General features: G+C 53.9%; 14 protein-coding genes. All 14 read left to right on the forward strand.

The genetic code is table 11. The features are described from left to right. Window positions 1–222 precede the first annotated feature (222 nt). The 14 genes from TH25_RS10450 to TH25_RS10515 all read left to right on the forward strand — a co-directional run bounded on the left by TH25_RS10450 (window position 223) and on the right by TH25_RS10515 (window position 18,166). Window positions 223–1,728 carry an ABC transporter substrate-binding protein gene (locus TH25_RS10450; RefSeq protein ID WP_114088371.1) on the forward strand — a complete coding sequence of 502 codons (1,506 nt, stop codon included), beginning with the start codon at window positions 223–225 and terminating at the stop codon, window positions 1,726–1,728. A gap of 68 nt (window positions 1,729–1,796) precedes the next feature. Further along, window positions 1,797–2,711 (forward strand): ABC transporter permease, encoded by a 915-nt coding sequence (locus TH25_RS10455; protein ID WP_114088372.1) that lies wholly within the window; start codon window positions 1,797–1,799, stop codon window positions 2,709–2,711. A gap of 10 nt (window positions 2,712–2,721) precedes the next feature. After that, complete coding sequence (locus TH25_RS10460; RefSeq protein WP_114088419.1) at window positions 2,722–3,657, forward strand: ABC transporter permease; 936 nt, start codon at window positions 2,722–2,724, stop codon at window positions 3,655–3,657. After that, on the forward strand, window positions 3,650–5,272 hold the full coding sequence (locus tag TH25_RS10465; protein ID WP_114088373.1) for an ABC transporter ATP-binding protein: 1,623 nt from the start codon (window positions 3,650–3,652) through the stop codon (window positions 5,270–5,272). Before TH25_RS10460 ends, TH25_RS10465 begins: the two co-directional genes overlap by 8 nt. Window positions 5,273–5,328: 56 nt before the next feature. Further along, window positions 5,329–6,366: a DUF475 domain-containing protein gene (locus tag TH25_RS10470; RefSeq protein WP_114088374.1), complete on the forward strand. Its 1,038-nt coding sequence runs from the start codon at window positions 5,329–5,331 to the stop codon at window positions 6,364–6,366. A gap of 230 nt (window positions 6,367–6,596) precedes the next feature. Then, window positions 6,597–7,118 (forward strand): RNA polymerase sigma factor, encoded by a 522-nt coding sequence (locus TH25_RS10475; protein ID WP_114088375.1) that lies wholly within the window; start codon window positions 6,597–6,599, stop codon window positions 7,116–7,118. Window positions 7,119–7,236: 118 nt separating this feature from the next. Further along, window positions 7,237–8,196, forward strand: a complete 960-nt coding sequence (locus TH25_RS10480) for a FecR family protein (RefSeq protein ID WP_114088376.1) — start codon at window positions 7,237–7,239, stop codon at window positions 8,194–8,196. 120 nt (window positions 8,197–8,316) lie between these two features. Beyond that, a complete protein-coding gene (locus TH25_RS10485) occupies window positions 8,317–10,752 on the forward strand; it encodes a TonB-dependent receptor (protein ID WP_258549111.1) in 2,436 nt (811 codons plus the stop codon). Window positions 10,753–11,025: 273 nt separating this feature from the next. Beyond that, window positions 11,026–12,303 (forward strand): type III PLP-dependent enzyme domain-containing protein, encoded by a 1,278-nt coding sequence (locus tag TH25_RS10490; RefSeq protein ID WP_220151385.1) that lies wholly within the window; start codon window positions 11,026–11,028, stop codon window positions 12,301–12,303. A 2-nt stretch (window positions 12,304–12,305) separates the two neighbouring features. Then, window positions 12,306–13,346, forward strand: coding sequence for a PLP-dependent cysteine synthase family protein (locus TH25_RS10495; protein WP_114088379.1), 1,041 nt, complete (start codon window positions 12,306–12,308; stop codon window positions 13,344–13,346). Beyond that, complete coding sequence (locus tag TH25_RS10500) at window positions 13,343–13,825, forward strand: ParB N-terminal domain-containing protein (protein ID WP_114088380.1); 483 nt, start codon at window positions 13,343–13,345, stop codon at window positions 13,823–13,825. Before TH25_RS10495 ends, TH25_RS10500 begins: the two co-directional genes overlap by 4 nt. Continuing rightward, window positions 13,825–14,991, forward strand: a complete 1,167-nt coding sequence (locus TH25_RS10505; protein WP_181847539.1) for an NAD/NADP-dependent octopine/nopaline dehydrogenase family protein — start codon at window positions 13,825–13,827, stop codon at window positions 14,989–14,991. The genes TH25_RS10500 and TH25_RS10505 overlap by 1 nt, the downstream gene beginning before the upstream one ends. Further along, window positions 14,988–16,901, forward strand: a complete 1,914-nt coding sequence (locus TH25_RS10510; protein ID WP_114088381.1) for an IucA/IucC family protein — start codon at window positions 14,988–14,990, stop codon at window positions 16,899–16,901. The genes TH25_RS10505 and TH25_RS10510 overlap by 4 nt, the downstream gene beginning before the upstream one ends. Beyond that, window positions 16,901–18,166, forward strand: coding sequence for an MFS transporter (locus TH25_RS10515; protein WP_181847541.1), 1,266 nt, complete (start codon window positions 16,901–16,903; stop codon window positions 18,164–18,166). The genes TH25_RS10510 and TH25_RS10515 overlap by 1 nt, the downstream gene beginning before the upstream one ends. Window positions 18,167–18,172: the final 6 nt, after the last annotated feature.

Below are 18,172 nucleotides of genomic sequence, written 5' to 3' on the forward strand. Positions count from 1 at the left end.
GCTTCCCAAAATATGATGTCGATGATTGGTCTATCGGTATCTTTTGGGCATGTTTGGAATGGCTGGCCTGGCATTTATTTCTCCCGCACTGAATATAGCGATTAGGCAGATCTCCGGTTTTCCGGCGATTGTTGCGTGTTTCGCAATAAAAGCATTCGGGGCGTTTATGCAGCGATTTTGCCCCGGACAATGAAAGTGCGCTGCGCATCAAGGGAGGTGCAAATGAAAGGTAAACTGTTACTGGCCGGTGCAATGTGCGTTGCCATGTATGCGATGCCCGCCTATGCCAAGGACAGCAAGGATGTTACCATTGTGCTGTCAGAGAATGTCGACATGCTGGACCCCTGTATGTCAACCCGATCCAATATCGGGCGTGTTATTCTGGAAAATATTTCCGAAACCCTTACGGAACTCGATGTTCGTGGCGACAAAGGTGTCATGCCGCGCCTTGCCAAAAGCTGGGAGGAGGTCAATGACACCACCTGGCGCTTTCATTTGCGCGAAGGTGTCAAGTTTTCGGACGGTTCCGCATTTGATGCCCAGGATGTGAAACATTCGTTTGAGCGTACGTTTAGCGATAAAAACAGTTGCGAAGTTTCGCGTTATTTTGGCGGCATAAAGGTGACGCCAAAGATCATAGACGAGCATACGATTGATTTCACAACAGACCCGGCACAGCCGATTTTACCATTGATGATGTCGTTGCTAACGATTGTGCCGTCTGACACGCCGATGGAATTTACCCGTAATCCGGTGGGAACCGGTCCTTACAAATTGACCGAATGGAAGCCGGGCCAGCAGATTGTTCTGACCCGTCGTGACGATTACTGGGGTAAAAAACCCGCAGTCGAACAGGCAACTTATGTCTCGCGCGAAGATTCGACGGTACGTGCCGCAATGGTCGCCAAAGGCGAGGCGGATATCGCGCCGCTGATCGCCATGCAGGACGCAACGGATCCGAAGATGGATATTGCCTATCCCAACTCGGAAACCTTTTATTTGCGTATTGATAACGCAATGGCACCGCTGAATGATAAACGCGTGCGCGAGGCCCTTAACCTGGCTGTCGACCGTGACGCATTTATCGGCACTCTTTTGCCCAAAGGTGTGCAGAAGGCAACGGCAATTGTCCCGCCGACCACACTGGGCTGGAATCCGGACATCAAGGTGCCCGCCTATGACCCGGACAAGGCCAAAAAGCTTTTGGCCGAAGCCAAAGCGGACGGCGTGCCGGTTGATACCCAGATCACGCTTGTCGGCCGTACCGACAATTTTCCCAATGTCACCGAGGTGCTCGAAGCGCTGCGGGCAATGTATGAGGATGTCGGGCTGAATGTGAAGCTCAAGATGTATGAGGTTGCCGAGTTCGAGAATAACTATTCCAAACCCTATCCCGAAAATCGAGGCCCACAACTGGTCGCCGCCCAGCATGATAACGGGCGCGGGGATCCGGTATTCTCGATGTATTTCAAATATGACAGCAAAGGCCGCCAGTCGGGTATCTCGGACCCGCATGTTGATGATCTGATCGCGCGTGCAACGGCTGCAACCGGCGATGAACGCAAAAAACTGTGGTCGGAACTGTTTGCTTATCTTCACGATGATGTCGTGGCGGATGTGTTGCTGTTTCACATGGTCGGTTTTGCCCGCGTAAACCCGCGTATCGACTTTACGCCAACCATCGCAACCAACTCGCAGCTTCAGTTGTCAGAAATCGGTTTCAAGTAAATCAAGATGGATGCCGGGAGCCAGACATTTGTTTCTCCCGGCACCGCATTTCAGCGGAGGGAAGTTCTTTGTCCCGATTGTTCAGGCAGCGCGCTGTAACCAGTCTGTTTTCGTTGCTGGGCTTGATTGTCCTGGTGTTTTTCCTCTCCCGGCTGACCGGGGATCCAACCTCGCTTTTTTTGCCGATTGATGCCACCGATGCCATGCGCGAAAATTTTCGTGAACTGCATGGATTGAATGATCCGCTATTGCTGCAGTTTTGGCATTATATCGTCGATCTGACGCATCTGGATTTTGGGGAATCCATTCGCAAGGCACGCCCGGCAATTGATGTGGTCATCGAGGCATTTGGCTGGACCTTTCAGCTTGCCATCATGACAATGGCGCTGGTGGCCTTTTGTGCCATTGTCCTTGGGTCAATTGCGGCCTTTCGTGTTGGCGGCAAGTTTGACCGGCTGGTGTCCCTTGTGTCCCTGATCGGGGCTTCGGCACCGGATTTCTGGATTGCGATTGTCGCCATCGTGATCTTTTCCATCAATATTGGCTGGTTGCCAACATCGGGCACGGGCAGCATTGCGCACTGGATATTGCCAATTGCTGTTTTGTTTATCCGCCCGTTTGGCCTGATTTTGCAGGTTGTTCGTGGCTCCATGATCTCCGCTCTTGGGTCGGCCTATGTTAAAACGGCAAAGGCCAAGGGTGTAAAAAATACACCGATCATTTTTGTCCATACCCTGCGGAATGCCATGTTGCCTGTCATCACGGTAATGGGCGACCAGGCGGCGGCTTTGCTAAACGGGGCGGTTGTCGTCGAAACGATTTTCGGGTTTCCCGGTGTCGGAAAGCTGATGATTGATTCCATCCTGCAGCGCGATTTCAACGTCATTCTTGCCGCGATCATGGTAACGGCCCTGGCCATTTTCATCATGAATCTGCTGATTGACGTTGCCTATCTCTTCCTTGATCCGCGAATTCGGTATTAGGCCAATGTCCATGACGGAAACTGTTGAAAGCAGCCAGACACCTGTACTGGCTGAAGATGAAAAAAATCCGGTCGCGCGGTTACTGGGTATGCTGTGGCGCGACAAATTCGCTCTTTGTGCCGCACTGTTCATTTTGCTGATGGTGTTATGTGCAGTCTTTGGCCCGCTTTTGCTCGGGGATGCGGCGTCACATCAAAATTTGCGCGGGCGTAACGCGCCGCCTTTTTCCTGGTCGAATGGCTGGTTGTTCATTTTGGGGGCGGATGCTCTTGGCCGACCCTTGCTGGCCCGGATTGTGGTTGCAGCGCAAAATACAATGATGGTCGCGTCGGGGGCTGTTGCCTGTTCCATGATTATTGGTACCGCGCTCGGCATGATTGCAGGTTACGCCTCGCGCCGGGTTGGCGAAGCGATCATGCGTCTGGCGGACGTGATCATGTCTTTCCCGTCTCTGTTGCTGGCGGTGATTGTTCTGTATGTTTTTGCGCCGTCTGTAGGCAATCTGATTGTGGTTCTTGCGATTACGCGGATTCCGGTTTATTTGCGCACGTCGCGCGCCGAGGTGCTGGAAGTGCGCGAACGCATGTTTGTCCAGGCCGCCCAGGTGATGGGGGCATCAACCGGCCGGATTGTGTTTTGCCATATTTTGCCGGTTATCATGCCAACCATCGTGACGATTGCCACGCTGGATTTTGCCTTTGTCATGCTCGCAGAATCCTCTCTGTCTTTTTTGGGAATTGGCATTCAGTCACCCGAAATTACCTGGGGCCTGATGGTCAGTCAGGGGCGGTCCTATCTGGTTCATGCCTGGTGGCTTTCCTTCTGGCCCGGGCTGGCGATTATTCTGACAACGCTGTCGCTTAATCTGTTGTCCAACTGGCTGCGCATTGCGCTTGACCCGGTACAACGCTGGCGTCTGGAAATCGGGGGAAAGTCAAATGACTGATCATCTTCTTGAAGTGCGCAATCTTTCGGTCAGGTTTCATACCGCTGCCGGTATTGTTGATGCGGTGCGCAATGTCAGTTGGCATCTTGATCGCGGTGAAACCCTTGCCATTCTGGGGGAAAGTGGATCGGGCAAATCGGTTTCCGCATCCGCGATTATGAATTTGATCGACATTCCACCGGGTGAAATTACCAGCGGCGAAATCCTGTTTGACGGCAATGACCTGTTGCAACAAACAGCCGAAGAACGGCGGCAGGTTAACGGCAAACGCATTGCCATGATTTTTCAGGATCCGTTATCCCATCTTAATCCGGTTTATCCGGTGGGGTGGCAAATTGCCGAAACCATGCGCGTGCATGGCAAAGACCCGGCCGAGGCGAATGCCCGTGCACTGGACCTGGTTCGGCGGGTTGGTTTGCCCAATCCGCAACAGGCACTGGAAAAATATCCGCATCAGTTTTCCGGCGGGCAGCGCCAACGCATCATGATTGCGATGGCCCTGGCATTAAAACCCGACATCCTGATTGCTGACGAACCAACCACCGCGCTAGATGTGACCGTTCAGGCGGAAGTGCTGGCCCTGCTGGAGGAATTGCAGGCTGAAACCGGCATGGGTTTGCTGCTGATTACCCATGATCTGGGTGTGGTGGCCGAAACGGCGGATCGGGTGGTGGTGATGAACCGGGGCGAGATTGTCGAAACCGGCCCCGCCAGCGAGGTCTATCATAACCCGCGGGATCCCTATACCCGCCGTTTGATTGCCGCGGCCCCCGGAAAAGGGGAGATGCGCGATGGCAACAGCCAGGGCAAACCCCTGCTGGAGATGAAAGGGGTTGAAAAGGCATTTGGCAGTTTTCAGGCCCTGAAAGGGGTTGATTTAACGGTTTTCCCTGGTGAAACAGTTGCCATCGTTGGTGAAAGCGGGTCTGGCAAGTCAACCCTGGTTAAAACCCTGGTGCGTCTGATCGAGCCAACGGCGGGGCAGGCGACATGGAATGGCCGTGATCTTTTTGCCATGAGCTTGAAGGAAATGCGCCCGGTCCGGCGTGATATTCAGATGGTGTTTCAGGATCCCACCCAGTCTCTGAACCCGCGCATGACCATTTTCGAGGTTATCTCGGAAGCCTGGCGCATTCACAAGGATGTGGTGCCCAGGGCGCAATGGCGGACACGGGTTGCGGAATTGCTGACACAGGTGGGGTTGTTGCCGGACCATGCAAGGCGCTATCCGCACCAGTTTTCAGGCGGGCAGCGCCAGCGTATTGCGATTGCCAGGGCCCTGGCGCTGGAACCCAAATTGATTGTTTGCGACGAAGCCGTTTCCGCACTGGATGTTTCCATTCAGGCACAGGTCATTGCATTGCTGGATCGTTTGCGGCGTGATCTGGGTATTGCTTTTATTTTCATTGCCCATGATCTGCCTGTTGTGCGCGATTTTGCCGATCATGTTCTGGTCATGCAGTCCGGTGCGGTTGTTGAAAAGGGTACGACGCGCGAGATTTTTGAAAATCCGAAAAGCCTGTATACCAAGACCCTTCTGGCCTCGGGCCTTGACCCCGATCCAGAGGTCCAGGCAAAACGCCGGGCAGAACGCAAGGAACTGGTAGACGCCTGACCCGTCGTCCCTCGATGGCACCATACCCCTCACCCAGAATTTTCGGGATTTCAAGCATGTTAAAATATTTCAAATGGGCCTTTGGCTTTACGGTGCTGGGCCTGTCGGGGGCCTTCTGGCTGGGCTGGGGCTATACCGGCACGGTAAACGGGGGCCTGTCGTTTTTCCTGCTTGCAGCCATTCTGGCCATTCTGGAAATATCGTTGTCTTTCGACAATGCCATTGTGAATGCCAATATTCTGAAAACCATGCAGCCGGTGTGGCAGCGGCGATTTCTGACCTGGGGCATTGTGATTGCCGTTTTTGGCATGCGCATTGTTTTTCCGTTGGCCGTGGTTGCCATCTCAGCCGCGATTGGCCCGATTGATGCCGTGCATCTGGCAATCAGTGACCCGGCGGAATATGCCAGGCTGATGGAACATGCCCATTTGTCAATTGCCGGGTTTGGCGGTGCATTTTTAATGATGGTTGCGCTGGGTTATTTTATCGACGAGGACAAGGAAGTTGACTGGCTCAAGGGCCTGGAAGACAAAATGCGTCGCTGTGCCTCGGTGCGTGGTATTGCCTATGGTGTGGCGCTGTCGATCATCCTTGCCTTTTCGCTGGCGTTACCCGATCAGGATAAAGCCACTTTTCTGGTAGCGGCAATTTCCGGGCTGGTGGTGCATATCGCCATAGAGGCCCTGGGCGAGATACTGGACCGGACATCGGAAATGAAAAGCCTGGCGCGTGCAGGCGGTTTTGGCGCATTTTTGTATCTGGAAGTGCTGGATGCCTCTTTTAGTTTTGATGGTGTCATTGGAGCATTTGCCCTGACGCAAAACCTGTTTTTGATTGCGATTGGTCTGGGCATCGGCGCATTTTACGTGCGGTCCATGACGATCATGCTGGTTGAACGCCAAACGCTCACCGAATTTCGCTATCTGGAGCACGGGGCGTTCTATTCCATTCTGGCCCTTGCACTGATTATGTTTGTCCAAACCCTGACCGAAATTCCCGAATTGGTCACAGGTTTGATCGGTGCCAGCATGATCGGGTTGTCATTCATGTCGTCCGTACAATTCAATCGTCGCCAAACTTCCGGGCTTGGTTAGCTCTTGAGGGGTGGTAACAGTGATCACGCAACAGCCCTCTCCGCAGGGGATTTAAAAATCCGGACAAGCCTTTGAAATTTGTTGATGAGGCAGGATGAAAAATCACAATTCTTAATATTGAAAATCATTATCATTACTGGTAGTTTGCGCCCGGTTTTGGTTGCATCTGTGCGATTTTCGCGGTGCTGTGCCATGTCACCCGGTTGCGTGCCATCAGGTAGTTATTGAGAATGAAATTCTGGGCCAGAACGCTCGCATCTTTGTTCGAGCAGCACCGAAGCAGGTTGCTGTCGATGGCTGTTCGTCGCATGCAGGACCGGGAAGTGGCCGCAGAACTGGTGCAGGATGTGTATTTACGCATGATGCAGCATGGCAGTGTTGGTAGCAGGGACGAAAATATCAAGGTTTTGTACACTGCCGTCCGCAATGCGGTGATCGATCATCACCGGTCCATCCGAAATCACAGCCGGTCAATGGAAAGCCTGTTGCCAAGCCAGCTTTGGGAACAGCAGGAAACCCATTCCCCGCAGGATCATGCCGAAGCCCGACAGGCCCTGGGCGCGCTTGATCAGGCTTTGCTGGAACTCTCGCCCCGGGCGCGGGAAATGTTTCTGGCACATCGCGTTGATGGCATTTCCAATGCCAAACTTGCCAAAAAATATGATATTTCCGTAAGTGCTGTCGAAAAACAGCTGGCCCGCACCATACGGCATTGCCAGGAACGCCTTGCGGCGCATATTGACCGTGATTAATCTTTTCCGCACAAAATATGAGGATATTTTCCGTCTCAATCGTTATGACCTATAGGGACTTTTTTTGGGTACGTGATTGGGGTGGCCGTTGGCCGCGGGAAGGGAATAGTCAGAGGCGATGTCGCATCATACCGAATTGACCGACCAGCAAAAAGACGATGCTGCCCTCTGGTGTGCCCGCCAGGCGGGCGGGTCAATGTCACCCCGCCGCCAGGCGGAATTTGAATCCTGGCTGAATGCCGACAAAGGCAACCGGATTGCCTTTGAGGAAATGCGTCAATTGTGGGGGCAGCTTGAACAACCGGCCAAACGGCTGGCAAAACAGCGTCGCACAGTCTGGCATATGATAGCGGGTCCGTTTTCGCGTCCCGTTACGATCGGGATGGCTTTTGCCGTTATTTTGGTTGCTTTATGTGCGGTGTGGTCAGGCAATCCGTGGCTTTTGCAAAATCTGCGGGCCGATATTGTTGCGGGCCCCGATGTTACCAGCCGTTTTCAGCTACCCGATGGATCAGCCGTCATTCTGGCGGCCAATAGTGCGGTAACGACAGATTTTGACGGTGGACGCCGCAGCATCGAACTGTTGCGCGGGCAGGCGTTTTTTAATGTTGTGTCGCGTCATGGCGATCCTTTCACCGTGACATCGGGCGAGGCGTCGGTTCGGGTGGTCGGAACGCGGTTTGGTGTCGAACATCTGAACGCCGGAACGGTTGTTACCGTTGAGGAAGGGCGGGTACAGGTCGCCGGTTGGCAAAAAAACAACAATGTCGAAATTGGCCCCGGTCAACAGGTGTCGGTTTTGGATGGCGGTCTGAAAACGCCCCGCAAGGTCGACCCGATATGGGCGTTGTCGTGGTTAAAGGGCCGGTTGAGTGTTGAAGATGTGCGGGTTGCGGATTTGGTGGCGCAATTTGCCCGCTATGAAAATGACCGCATTGTCGTCATGGGCGCTCTGGCCGACAAAAAAATTTCCGGCACCTTTACAACGGCCAACATCCCGGCATCACTGCAAACAATGGCGGCCGCACTGGACGCAAAAGTGGTCCGGATTTCACCCTGGATGACTGTGGTTTATTGAGATTGCGAAAAATTCGCAAAAAATTGCAGAAGGGATGTGAGGAGTTTTATCACCCGTTCGTTTGTCTAATCAGGAGCAGGGGGGACCTGCTTTTGAAGACAATAAAACTGGAGCGGGAAATTGAGACCGAACAAGACCAAAAAACGGATGAATGCCTTTGCGGCGAAACTTTTGTTTTCCACCGCCCTGCTGATACCGGCAGCGGCCTATCCGCAAACAGGGGGGACGACACAAGGTGTTGAACGGGCTCAGTATTCCTTTGACATAACCGCACAGTCGCTGGCCCAGGGGATTGCCGAAATCGGTGCGACCTCTGGCTGGCGGATTGCCTATACAGTAACATTGCCGCCCCTTGAAACCGCCCGGGTTATCCGCGGCACGATGTCGCCGATGCAGGCGCTCGATATTTTGCTTAAGGGAACGGGTTTTTCTTACCGGACGACGGGGGATAACGCGCTTGTCATCGTCAAGCCGTCCGGCAATGCCGCCAACAGCGGTGTGACAACTCTTGATCCTGTTCGTATTGAAGCCACCCGGGAACAGGATGGATTGTCGCCAGCCTATGCCGGCGGCATGGTTGCCAGTGGCGGCAATCTTGGCATGCTGGGCAATACCGACATCATGGATGCCCCGGTCAGCATCACCAGCTATACCAGTGAAAAAGTCGCGGATCAGCAGGCGCAAACCATCGCCGATGTTGTGAAAAATGATCCCTCTGTCCGTGCGCCCAATAGCGGCGGGGGTATGCTCGATACCTACCAAATTCGCGGCTTTAACATGAATACCGGCAATTCGGGCGAAATCTCGATGGATGGTGCCTATGGGGTGGCACCGAACTATCGTGTGCAGGCAGGCTTTGCCGAGCGTATTGAAGTTTTGAAAGGCCCGGCCGCCTTGCTCAATGGCATGTCGCCCAATGGCGGTGTTGGCGGTGTCATCAATATCGTGCCCAAGCGTGCCGAAGACAAAGACCTTAACCGGGTCAGTGTTGATTACGGGCTGGGTGAACAGGCGGGCGGCAACGTTGATTTCAGCCGCCGCTTTGGCAAGGAAAAGCAGTTCGGTATCCGATTTAATGGCGGCTACCATAACGGCGATACCTATCTGGACAAACAGTCGCGCGAGGCAACACTGGGGGCCCTGGCCCTGGATTACAGGGGGGAAGACCTCCGTCTGTCGTTGGACCTGATTGACCAGCGTGAAAATATGGATGCGCCGTTCCGTGAATATCGCCTGGCTTCTGGTGTGACCATGCCCTCCGCCCCCGATGGCAGTAAAAATGCCGTTCAGGACTGGCAATGGTCGGATACGACCGATCAGTCCGCCATGCTGAAAGGCGAATATGACCTTGCCGATAACCTGACCCTGTTTGGCGGTGTTGGGGGTGGTCGCACCAAAGTGGACCGTTTGTTCGGCTATCCGATTATTACCAACAGTGCGGGCGATATTGATGACGATTCATTGTCCTACATGCGTTTTCAGACCAACCGTTTTACAGCAAATGCCGGATTAAGGGGTGATTTCAGTACTGGGTCGATTGATCACGAAGCAACAGTCTCGACCAGCTATTACGCCGATACTTTCTATCGCGGGGCGATCTATTCGACCACTGATCCGGCATCCAATATTTACAATCCATCGTCGGTTCCGCCGATATTTGTTGCCGCCCCAACTTCAAAGCCGAAACTTTCCGAAACGGATCTGAGAGGCATTGCCATCGCCGATACCCTGTCGGTTTGGCAGGACCAGGTGAAGTTGACGCTCGGCGGGCGGCATCAGTCGATTGAAACAAACAATTTCAGCGCAACAACCGGGGCTAAAACCGCGCATTACAATGACAGTGTCATCACGCCAATGGTCGGTCTTGTCGTAAAACCGACAGATTATATGTCGGTCTATGCCAATTATCTGGAAGGTCTGAGCAAAGGCGATATCGCACCAAGTTCGGCGTCAAATGCTGGCGAAGCAATGGCCCCCTATGTAGCCAAACAGATTGAAACTGGCATCAAACTTGACTTTGGAACAATTGGTGGCAGTGCTGCTTTGTTTCAAATCACCAAACCATCGGGACAGACGGTTAACAATGTTTACAATTCCGATGCCGAACAGCGCAATCGCGGGTTGGAACTGAATGTTTTTGGGGAAGTCACGCCAGATGTGCGCCTGCTGGCAGGTGTCATGTTCCTGGATGCGGAACTTACCAAAACCAACAGCAGCACAACCCAGGGCAACCGCCCGGTGGGAACACCGAAAATGCAGGCCAATCTGACGGCCGAATGGGACACCCCCTTTGCACCGGGGCTGACATTAAGCGGCACAATTACCCATACCGCCGAGCAATATATCGATACCGAAAACACCCAGGACATTCCGGACTGGACCACACTGGATCTGGGGCTGCGCTATAAAACCACCATTTCCGAAACGCCGGTAACGGTGCGTGCGACCATCCAGAACGTCACCAATGAATCCTATTGGTCGGGCGTGAATGAGTTTTCCATGATTTCACAGGGTGCACCGCGTACCGCCCTGGTGTCATTAACCGCAGACTTCTGACGAGCAATCGGGAAGCAGAGCCGCATAAATGCGAGCGCAATAATCTTCACGGCTCTGCTTCCTGGCACTTAACGACTGATTTGGGACACGCATTATCAGCAATAAACCTTCACATGGCTTATCGGGAATACATCAATGACACATATCTCCAGGCCAGGTTTGCTGTCAGCAAACGATTTGTCTTTACCACCGATCCTGCACCCTCAGATTTCAAGGTTGCTGGACTATCATCAGGAACGACTGTTTCACTGGGTTGACTGTTACGGATCGCCCTTGAACATTGTTGTTCCCTCCATCCTGAATGACAATTTGTCGTGCCTGCGCAACACGATTGAGCACCACGCCGTTAGCGGCAAAATTTTTTACGCCGTCAAAGTGAATAAGTCGCAATCGCTTGTTCGTGAGGCGGTAACGGCGGGTTTGGGAATTGATGTTTCCAGCCGCTATGAATTGCGCGATGCGCTTGATGCCGGGTGCGCCGGGCAGGAAATTTGCGCATCCGGGCCCGCCAAAACACCGGATTTCCATAAGGAACTGATCGATCAACAGGCGCTGATTTCAGTTGATTCCCGCGAGGAGCTTGAGGATCTGGTCCGCCTTTTGACAGGGCGGGATCATGGGCGAAAGGCGCGGATCATTCTGCGATACCGGCCAGATGGTGCGGCAAAAAGCCGGTTTGGTATTGCGGCGCAAAATATGCCGTCCTGTCTGGAGATCATTGCCCGGCACAATGACGATTTTGCCTTTGAAGGTTTCCATTTCCATTTGGGCGGCTACGCGCCGGAAACCCGCATTGCCGCCTTTTGGGAATTGACCCGCTGGGTTGAGGCTGCCCGTGATTTGGGCCTTGTGGTCTCCATGATCGATATCGGCGGCGGCTTGCCGGTGCGCTATGTGGATGCTGAAATTTATGACGCCTTTCTGGCACGGCAGGATGCCGGGCATTATCGCAATGCCGTTCTTCCCGCCAGTTTTTATCCCTATGGCCATAAAATGGATGCCGCAGGCTGGATGGAAACATTTCTGTCGGCAAAAGGCGAGACGGATCAAACCATTGCCGACTATTTGCGAAATCAGGCCATTACGCTCGGGATCGAACCGGGGCGCAGCCTGGCTGATCAAACCGCGATTTCCGTTTTTCGCATCAGCCGGGTCAAGGAACTTGAGGGCGGGCACCATGTCATCTTTGTCGAGGGCAGCAGTTTTAGCGCGTGTGAAACCTGGTTTGCCTCGGAATTTCTGATTGATCCGGTCTTGGTCCCGTCGCGTCAATCCGCAGCACACCGGGAAAACCACCGCCCGACCCAGGCCTATCTTGCCGGGCATAGCTGCCTCGAGGAGGACGTTTTGTCCAACCGCCTGATCGCGTTTTCCCGCATGCCGCAAACGGGCGATCTTCTTGTTTATGGCAATACCGCCGGATACCAGATGGACCTTTTGGAAAATGAATTCCACCGGGTGCCCATGCCATGCCGCATCTCGCTTGATGCCGATCTGACAAGCGTTCACATCGATAGCGCCGCGCGCGCCGCCAAGACCCACGGAGCATGACAATGATTTATGACAAGGTAAGCAGCCTGATTGGCAATACCCCGCTTCTGGAACTGCCTGTTGCGGCCCCCAACGCCCGGTTTTTGCTGAAAATTGAAAAGAATAATCCCGGCGGCAGCATGAAAGACCGCATGGCGCGCAGCATGGTTCTGGCTGCAATCCGCGATGGCCGTTTGGGCAAGGGCGGCACGATTGTTGAATCCTCCTCGGGCAATACCGGCATTGGCCTGGCGATTGTGGCCGCTGAAATGGGGTTTCGATTTATTGCGGTTGTTGATCATCACGCCGCCCCCGACAAACTTGCCGTGATGCGCGCGCTGGGGGCGGAGCTGAAATTTGTTGAAGGCGATTACGCCGAAGACGAAGTGGCCGTTGTTGAACGCCAGCAAACAGCCGCGCGCCTTGCCACCGAAATTCCCGGTGCCATTTTTATGAACCAGTCGGACAATCCGGCAAACCCCGAAGGATATAAGGGATTTGTCGAGGAACTGTTGGTCCAGACGGACGGCAAGGTTGATGCCTTTTGTGGCTGTACCGGCACTGGCGGATCTTTAAGCGGCATTGCCAAATATTTGAAACAGCATAATGCCGATATTGTCACCATTGGGGTTGAGCCCAAGGGCTCCATCATTTTTGGTCAGCCGGGCCACCCCTATTATCAGTCGGGCACGGGAACGCCCAAGGGCGACGAAGTCGGCCTTATCCTGGATTATGACGTTATTGATATCGGTACCCAGGTGGGCGATGCCGAGGCTTTCGAGACCGCGCGCTACATTGCCGAAAATACCGGCCTTTTGATTGGCGGGTCGTCTGGCGGGGCGATTTATACCGCCCTTGAATACCTTCATAGCGGCCGGATCAGCGGCACGGTTGTCTGTTCGGTGGCCGATGGCGGCGAAAAATATCTGCACAGCGTGTTTAACCGCGACTGGCTGGCCGAACGCGATCTTTTAAGCTCGGCTGTCTGGCAGCAAATGGCCGAATGGATGCCGGTTCACCATCCTTACAAAACCGATGCTGAATTGTTTGAGGAGGTTGCATGATCAATCTGCCATCCTGCAAGCATCCGGTTGTGCTGATCAATCCGCATCGTTTGCGCGCCCATGAAGAACATGACGGCGACCATGCCCGCAATTTGCGGCAAAAGATCGAAACCGCCGGTATCTGGACCAGCCCCGTTATTGTTGAATGGGAAGACCTGATTGTCATGGACGGGCATCATCGCCTGTCCGTGGCCCTGGCAGCGGGGCTTGCCTATGTGCCCTGCCTGCTGGCGGATTACCATTCGGTGCCGGTAACGTCCCGGCGGGACGACATTGCCGTGACCCCGGATGATATTCGCATCCGCGCCCGCGAAAGGCGGCTTTATCCGGCCAAAACCACACGGCATATTTTCCCCGAAAGCTGGCTGCATAATGCCGAAATTGGCCTGGATCGTTTATATGGTGCTCCGGTTCGACATAACCAGTCCGTTTCGGGTCTGACGTCGCAATCGCACCATTTCGGCACGGGGGTTGCCTGATGACGAATATGGCGAAACCGTTGCGTGTTGTGATTTGTGGTGGCGGGCGTACCGGGCATTTGAACGCGATTTTGTTCAAACAGCTTGCCGATGTCGAGGTTCGGCTGTTGACACGTAATCGCGATATTGTTGCCCTTTATCAGGCGGGCAATGATTTAACCGCCCTGCTGCCGGATGGCGGCACACTCTCGGCCCGGCTGGATGGTGTCAGTTGCCATGCCGGTGATGTACTGCATGATGCCGATATTGTGGTGATGACACAGCCCGCCCATGTGCGGCTGGCGGCGTTGCAGGAAATGGTCGACTTCCTGCCGACGGACAAAAAGGTGTTTCTGGGCGCCATTCCCGGTTTTTGCGGGTTTGACTGGCTGGCGGAAAATGTGCTGGAGGGGCGGGATAATATCGTGATTTGGGGCATGAAAGACGTGCCTCACACCGCCTTTGATCTGACACCCGGTCAGTCCGTTCGCATGGGCGGGGCAAAAAGCGTTTTGCATATCGCATTGCATGACCGGGAGAACACGGGGGACGGCGTTATATTGCAGCAATATTTGCAACGTCTCTATCAATGCCCGGTCGAACTTCTGCAAAGTTTCCTTGAAATCACCCTAACACCGGGCAATCCGATCATGCACAGTTCGGTTATTTACGGGCTGATCGGGCCTTATGGACAATGGCATGACCGGGCCTTTGACGAACCCCTGTGCTGGTGGTCCGACTGCCCCGAAATCGGGGCCTATTTCCTGGAACGCTGCGATGCCGAAAGCCAGGCGCTGTGTCGCAAGATCGCCCGTGACCTTGAAGTTGATCTGTCCTCTGTGCGCCCGCTAAAGCATGAGATTGCCGATGCTTATGGAAGTCAGATCAGGGATGCACGCACGATGTGGAGCGTGCTGACAACCAACCGCGCCTATGACGGCATTCAGGCCCCGCTGGTTGCCGATGAAAGCGGCAAGGGCTGGGTTATGGACCGGCAAAGCCGTGCCTTTCACGAGGATGTGGCATTTGGCCTGGCGCTGCTTGTTGAAATGGGTCGGCGCATGGCTGTCCCACTGCCGCATATCCAAGAGATTTTTAGCTGGTGTGTCAACCATATGGGCGGTTTGAAGCGCTCGTCTCTTGACTATTTCCCACAACACTGGCCGACGGAAAGACCTACGTTATGAATCAGAACCTTCCCATTCATTTCGCCCCGAATACCGGTTCCAGTTTATCGGTTGTTCCCGGCGCATTTAACTTAGCCCAACGTAATGCAATGCGCCGCGTGATCCGCTGCCTGTTTGCCGAAAATATCCTCGATCCCGGCAAACTGGTGTTTATCGGAAACCATCACGCCGCCATTTTCCCGATCTGGGAGCAAAAATGCCTGCTGTGCTTTGATGATTTGCAAAAGTCACCGGCCAGTACATTTACCAATCATGGTGATATTGCCGTGATTCATGAAGATGGCCGCAGGCATGCAGTGTCCACAGTCGCCGATCTGATTGATCTTTTACTGCCCTGTTTTGACTTTGACCCCGCCGATAGCGGGGCGGAAAACCTGAAGCGGGACATTGCCAACAGTATCGATAACGATGTGCTGGCCCGTGCCTTTCGCAAAGACTGGAATGACCAGTTACAACAGGCCATCAAGGATCATCACGCAGGCGGCCTGATTGAGTATCTCCGGCAGGCTTATTCGGTGCGCGATGCAGCCATTCTGCTTGATCAGTGGGGCTCGCTGGAAGGACACCCGTTTTATCCGACCTGGAAAACCAAACCCAATTTGGATGTGCAGGAAGTGATCAGCCTGTCGCCGGAGTTTTCAGCCATTGTGCCGGTACGGCTGGCAGCCTTGCGACGCGATATGGCGCATCTCGAATGTATGGCCGGGATTGATAATATCCATGACTGGTTTGCGCAAAACTACCCGGAAACCTGGGACGAATGGTGCGACATACTGCGCGCGGATGGCGAAAACGTTGAAAACTGGCTGCCATTGCCCATTCATGCCTGGCATATGGAAAATCATGTCAAATCGCATTTCCGCGCCGAGATAGAAGACGGCATTTTACGCCTTGCCGGGCCGGATATTGCAACCCGCCCCAGCATGTCCTTTAGGACCATGCTGCCGGTCGAGGGTGAATCCACCCCCTTCATCAAGCTGCCGGTTGCCATCTGGCTGACCAGCGAAATGCGCACCTTGCAGGCCAAATCCATTCATATGGGGCCGCGTTTCAGCACCGTCATCCGCCAGATCCTGGCCGATGAAAACGGGTTTGATAAAACCCTTGAAATGTTTACCGAGGATGTGGGCATTCATTACAAACATGCCGAGCGCCAGGATGATGCCGAAGGCAAGCACCTCTCGGTCATTTTCCGCACAACCAATGGCAAACTGGACCGGAAAGACAATTTGTTGCCGGTAACGGTCGCATCATTATTAACCCGTGCGCCTTCGGGGGATCGTCCCCTGATTGCCGAATTGATCGATGGGCCTTCCGGCATGGCAAAGCCCGCCGATGTTGTTGCCTTTTTCAGGGACTATGCGAAGGTCGTTATTCTGCCGGTTATTCGGATGTATATGCTCTATGGCGTTACTCTGGAAGCCCATCAGCAAAATACCTCCATTCTGTTTGATCCGGCAGGCAAACCGGTGCGGATGCTCATTCGTGATTTTGGTGATGGTCGCGCCTATCGGCCCTTGCTTAATGAACGCGGCTATGACCTGAAGTCCTATTATTACAAGGGGATTTTGCCGACCATCTTTGATGATGACATCGAACCAGTGCGTTCCTTTGTCATTGATGCCTGTTTTGTCTGTCATTTGCACGAAGTCGCACAGGTTTTAACCCGGCATTACGGGCTGGTGGATGATGTTCTCTGGCGCGTGATGGCACAGGAAACCAAAGGCGCGTTTGACGCGTTGCGTGACCGGATCGCGGATGCCGATTTCTGGCAACAGGAAAAAGACCAGTTTCTGGAGCAGGGCTGGTCAACCCGGTCGGTCTTGCGGATGCACCTGCAAAAATATGCGGATTACCGCATTCAGCATCAATTACCCAACCCGATGGCAAGTGGGGCAGATAACGCGTGATGATGCCGGTTCATGCGCGGATTCCCCTCCGCTGGAAAATACACATTCTGTTCATCATTCAGCTTGTCTCGATGGGCGCAATGGAAATGAGCGGGCCGTTTTGGCCCGTTCATTTGCGTGCTTTGGCAGGCTCCGATCAGATATTCACCATCGCCAGCATCGGTGTTTATGTTGGCCCGATGCTGGGCATTATGCTGACCAGCACATTTTGGGGCCGTTTGGGCGACCGTTATGGTCACAAGGCAATGATGATCCGTGCTCTGGCCGGACTGGCGATTACGCAACTTGCCCTGGCATGGTCCAATGATGTTTTTGTCATTTTGCTGTTGCGGTTCCTGCAAGGGGCGTGTGCCGGATATATTGCCCCCGCCCAGGCCTATGGTGTCAGCATTGAAAACCCGGCCCGCCGGGCAAAACTGTTTGCCTATTTGCAGGTTTCCACCAATCTTGGCTCGTTGCTTGGCGCGCTCATAGGCGGGGTGATCCTGGATCACGCCGCGTTTTTCTGGATCAATTTTTCCGCTGGTCTGATGTGTGTCGGTTGTATCGGTGCGGTTGCCATTTTACTGCCCACGGTTAGCGCAGCCCGTCGCCACGACACGGCACCAACAAAGACGACAACGGCAAAAAACACCCCCTCCAACGCACCTGCTGCCTCCCTTAGCGTTTTGCGATCTCCGCAAATCCTGTCTCTATTGACGATTTTGGGGGTGTTGTTAATGGCGCGTATGGTTACGCAATCCCCGTTCTCGATTTACGTGCTGTCAACTTTTGATGTCGGAAACTGGCTTGTTGGCCTGTGTTACGGTCTGTTGGCGATGGGGTTTGTCGTTTCGGCATCGTTTTGGGCGCGTCATTTTGAAAATCGCGATATGGGCGATGTTTTGGCCCGGATGTGCGCCATCATTGCCGGGTGCGTTATTGTAACACTGGTGGCCGGTTTAACCCGCTCGGTCCCGGTATTTACCGTAATGTATTTTTCCTGGGGTGTTTTGCTCGGCGCAACCACCCCGGTCCTGACCGCCCTGATCTCGCGCGCGGCAGGCGAAAACCACCAGGGACATGTATTGGGAATTGCGCAAAGCAGTTCGCAATTTGCCTCTATCACCGGCATCGCCCTTGGGGGCCTGTTTAGCCAGTCTGTCGGCTTGTCGAAAATCTATTTCTTTGTCGCCTTCATCTATTTTATCGGGCTGGGGATAACGGCCACCGTGCGTATCGCCATGATGCGTCAAAACACCGTTGCCCGCCTTCCGGGAGAGTAAAAGTGA

It is taken from the genome of Thalassospira profundimaris, from assembly GCF_003326755.1.
Classification (GTDB): Bacteria; Pseudomonadota; Alphaproteobacteria; order Rhodospirillales; family Thalassospiraceae; genus Thalassospira; species Thalassospira profundimaris_B.

Coding starts and splice junctions, on each gene's coding strand:
- TH25_RS10505 (WP_181847539.1), top strand. CDS start 13,825: ATGACGAATATGGCGAAACCGTTGCGTGTTGTGATTTGTGGTGGCGGG.
- TH25_RS10480 (WP_114088376.1), top strand. CDS start 7,237: ATGTCGCATCATACCGAATTGACCGACCAGCAAAAAGACGATGCTGCC.
- TH25_RS10500 (WP_114088380.1), top strand. CDS start 13,343: ATGATCAATCTGCCATCCTGCAAGCATCCGGTTGTGCTGATCAATCCG.
- TH25_RS10495 (WP_114088379.1), top strand. CDS start 12,306: ATGATTTATGACAAGGTAAGCAGCCTGATTGGCAATACCCCGCTTCTG.
- TH25_RS10510 (WP_114088381.1), top strand. CDS start 14,988: ATGAATCAGAACCTTCCCATTCATTTCGCCCCGAATACCGGTTCCAGT.
- TH25_RS10470 (WP_114088374.1), top strand. CDS start 5,329: ATGTTAAAATATTTCAAATGGGCCTTTGGCTTTACGGTGCTGGGCCTG.
- TH25_RS10515 (WP_181847541.1), top strand. CDS start 16,901: ATGATGCCGGTTCATGCGCGGATTCCCCTCCGCTGGAAAATACACATT.
- TH25_RS10475 (WP_114088375.1), top strand. CDS start 6,597: ATGAAATTCTGGGCCAGAACGCTCGCATCTTTGTTCGAGCAGCACCGA.
- TH25_RS10460 (WP_114088419.1), top strand. CDS start 2,722: ATGACGGAAACTGTTGAAAGCAGCCAGACACCTGTACTGGCTGAAGAT.
- TH25_RS10450 (WP_114088371.1), top strand. CDS start 223: ATGAAAGGTAAACTGTTACTGGCCGGTGCAATGTGCGTTGCCATGTAT.
- TH25_RS10465 (WP_114088373.1), top strand. CDS start 3,650: ATGACTGATCATCTTCTTGAAGTGCGCAATCTTTCGGTCAGGTTTCAT.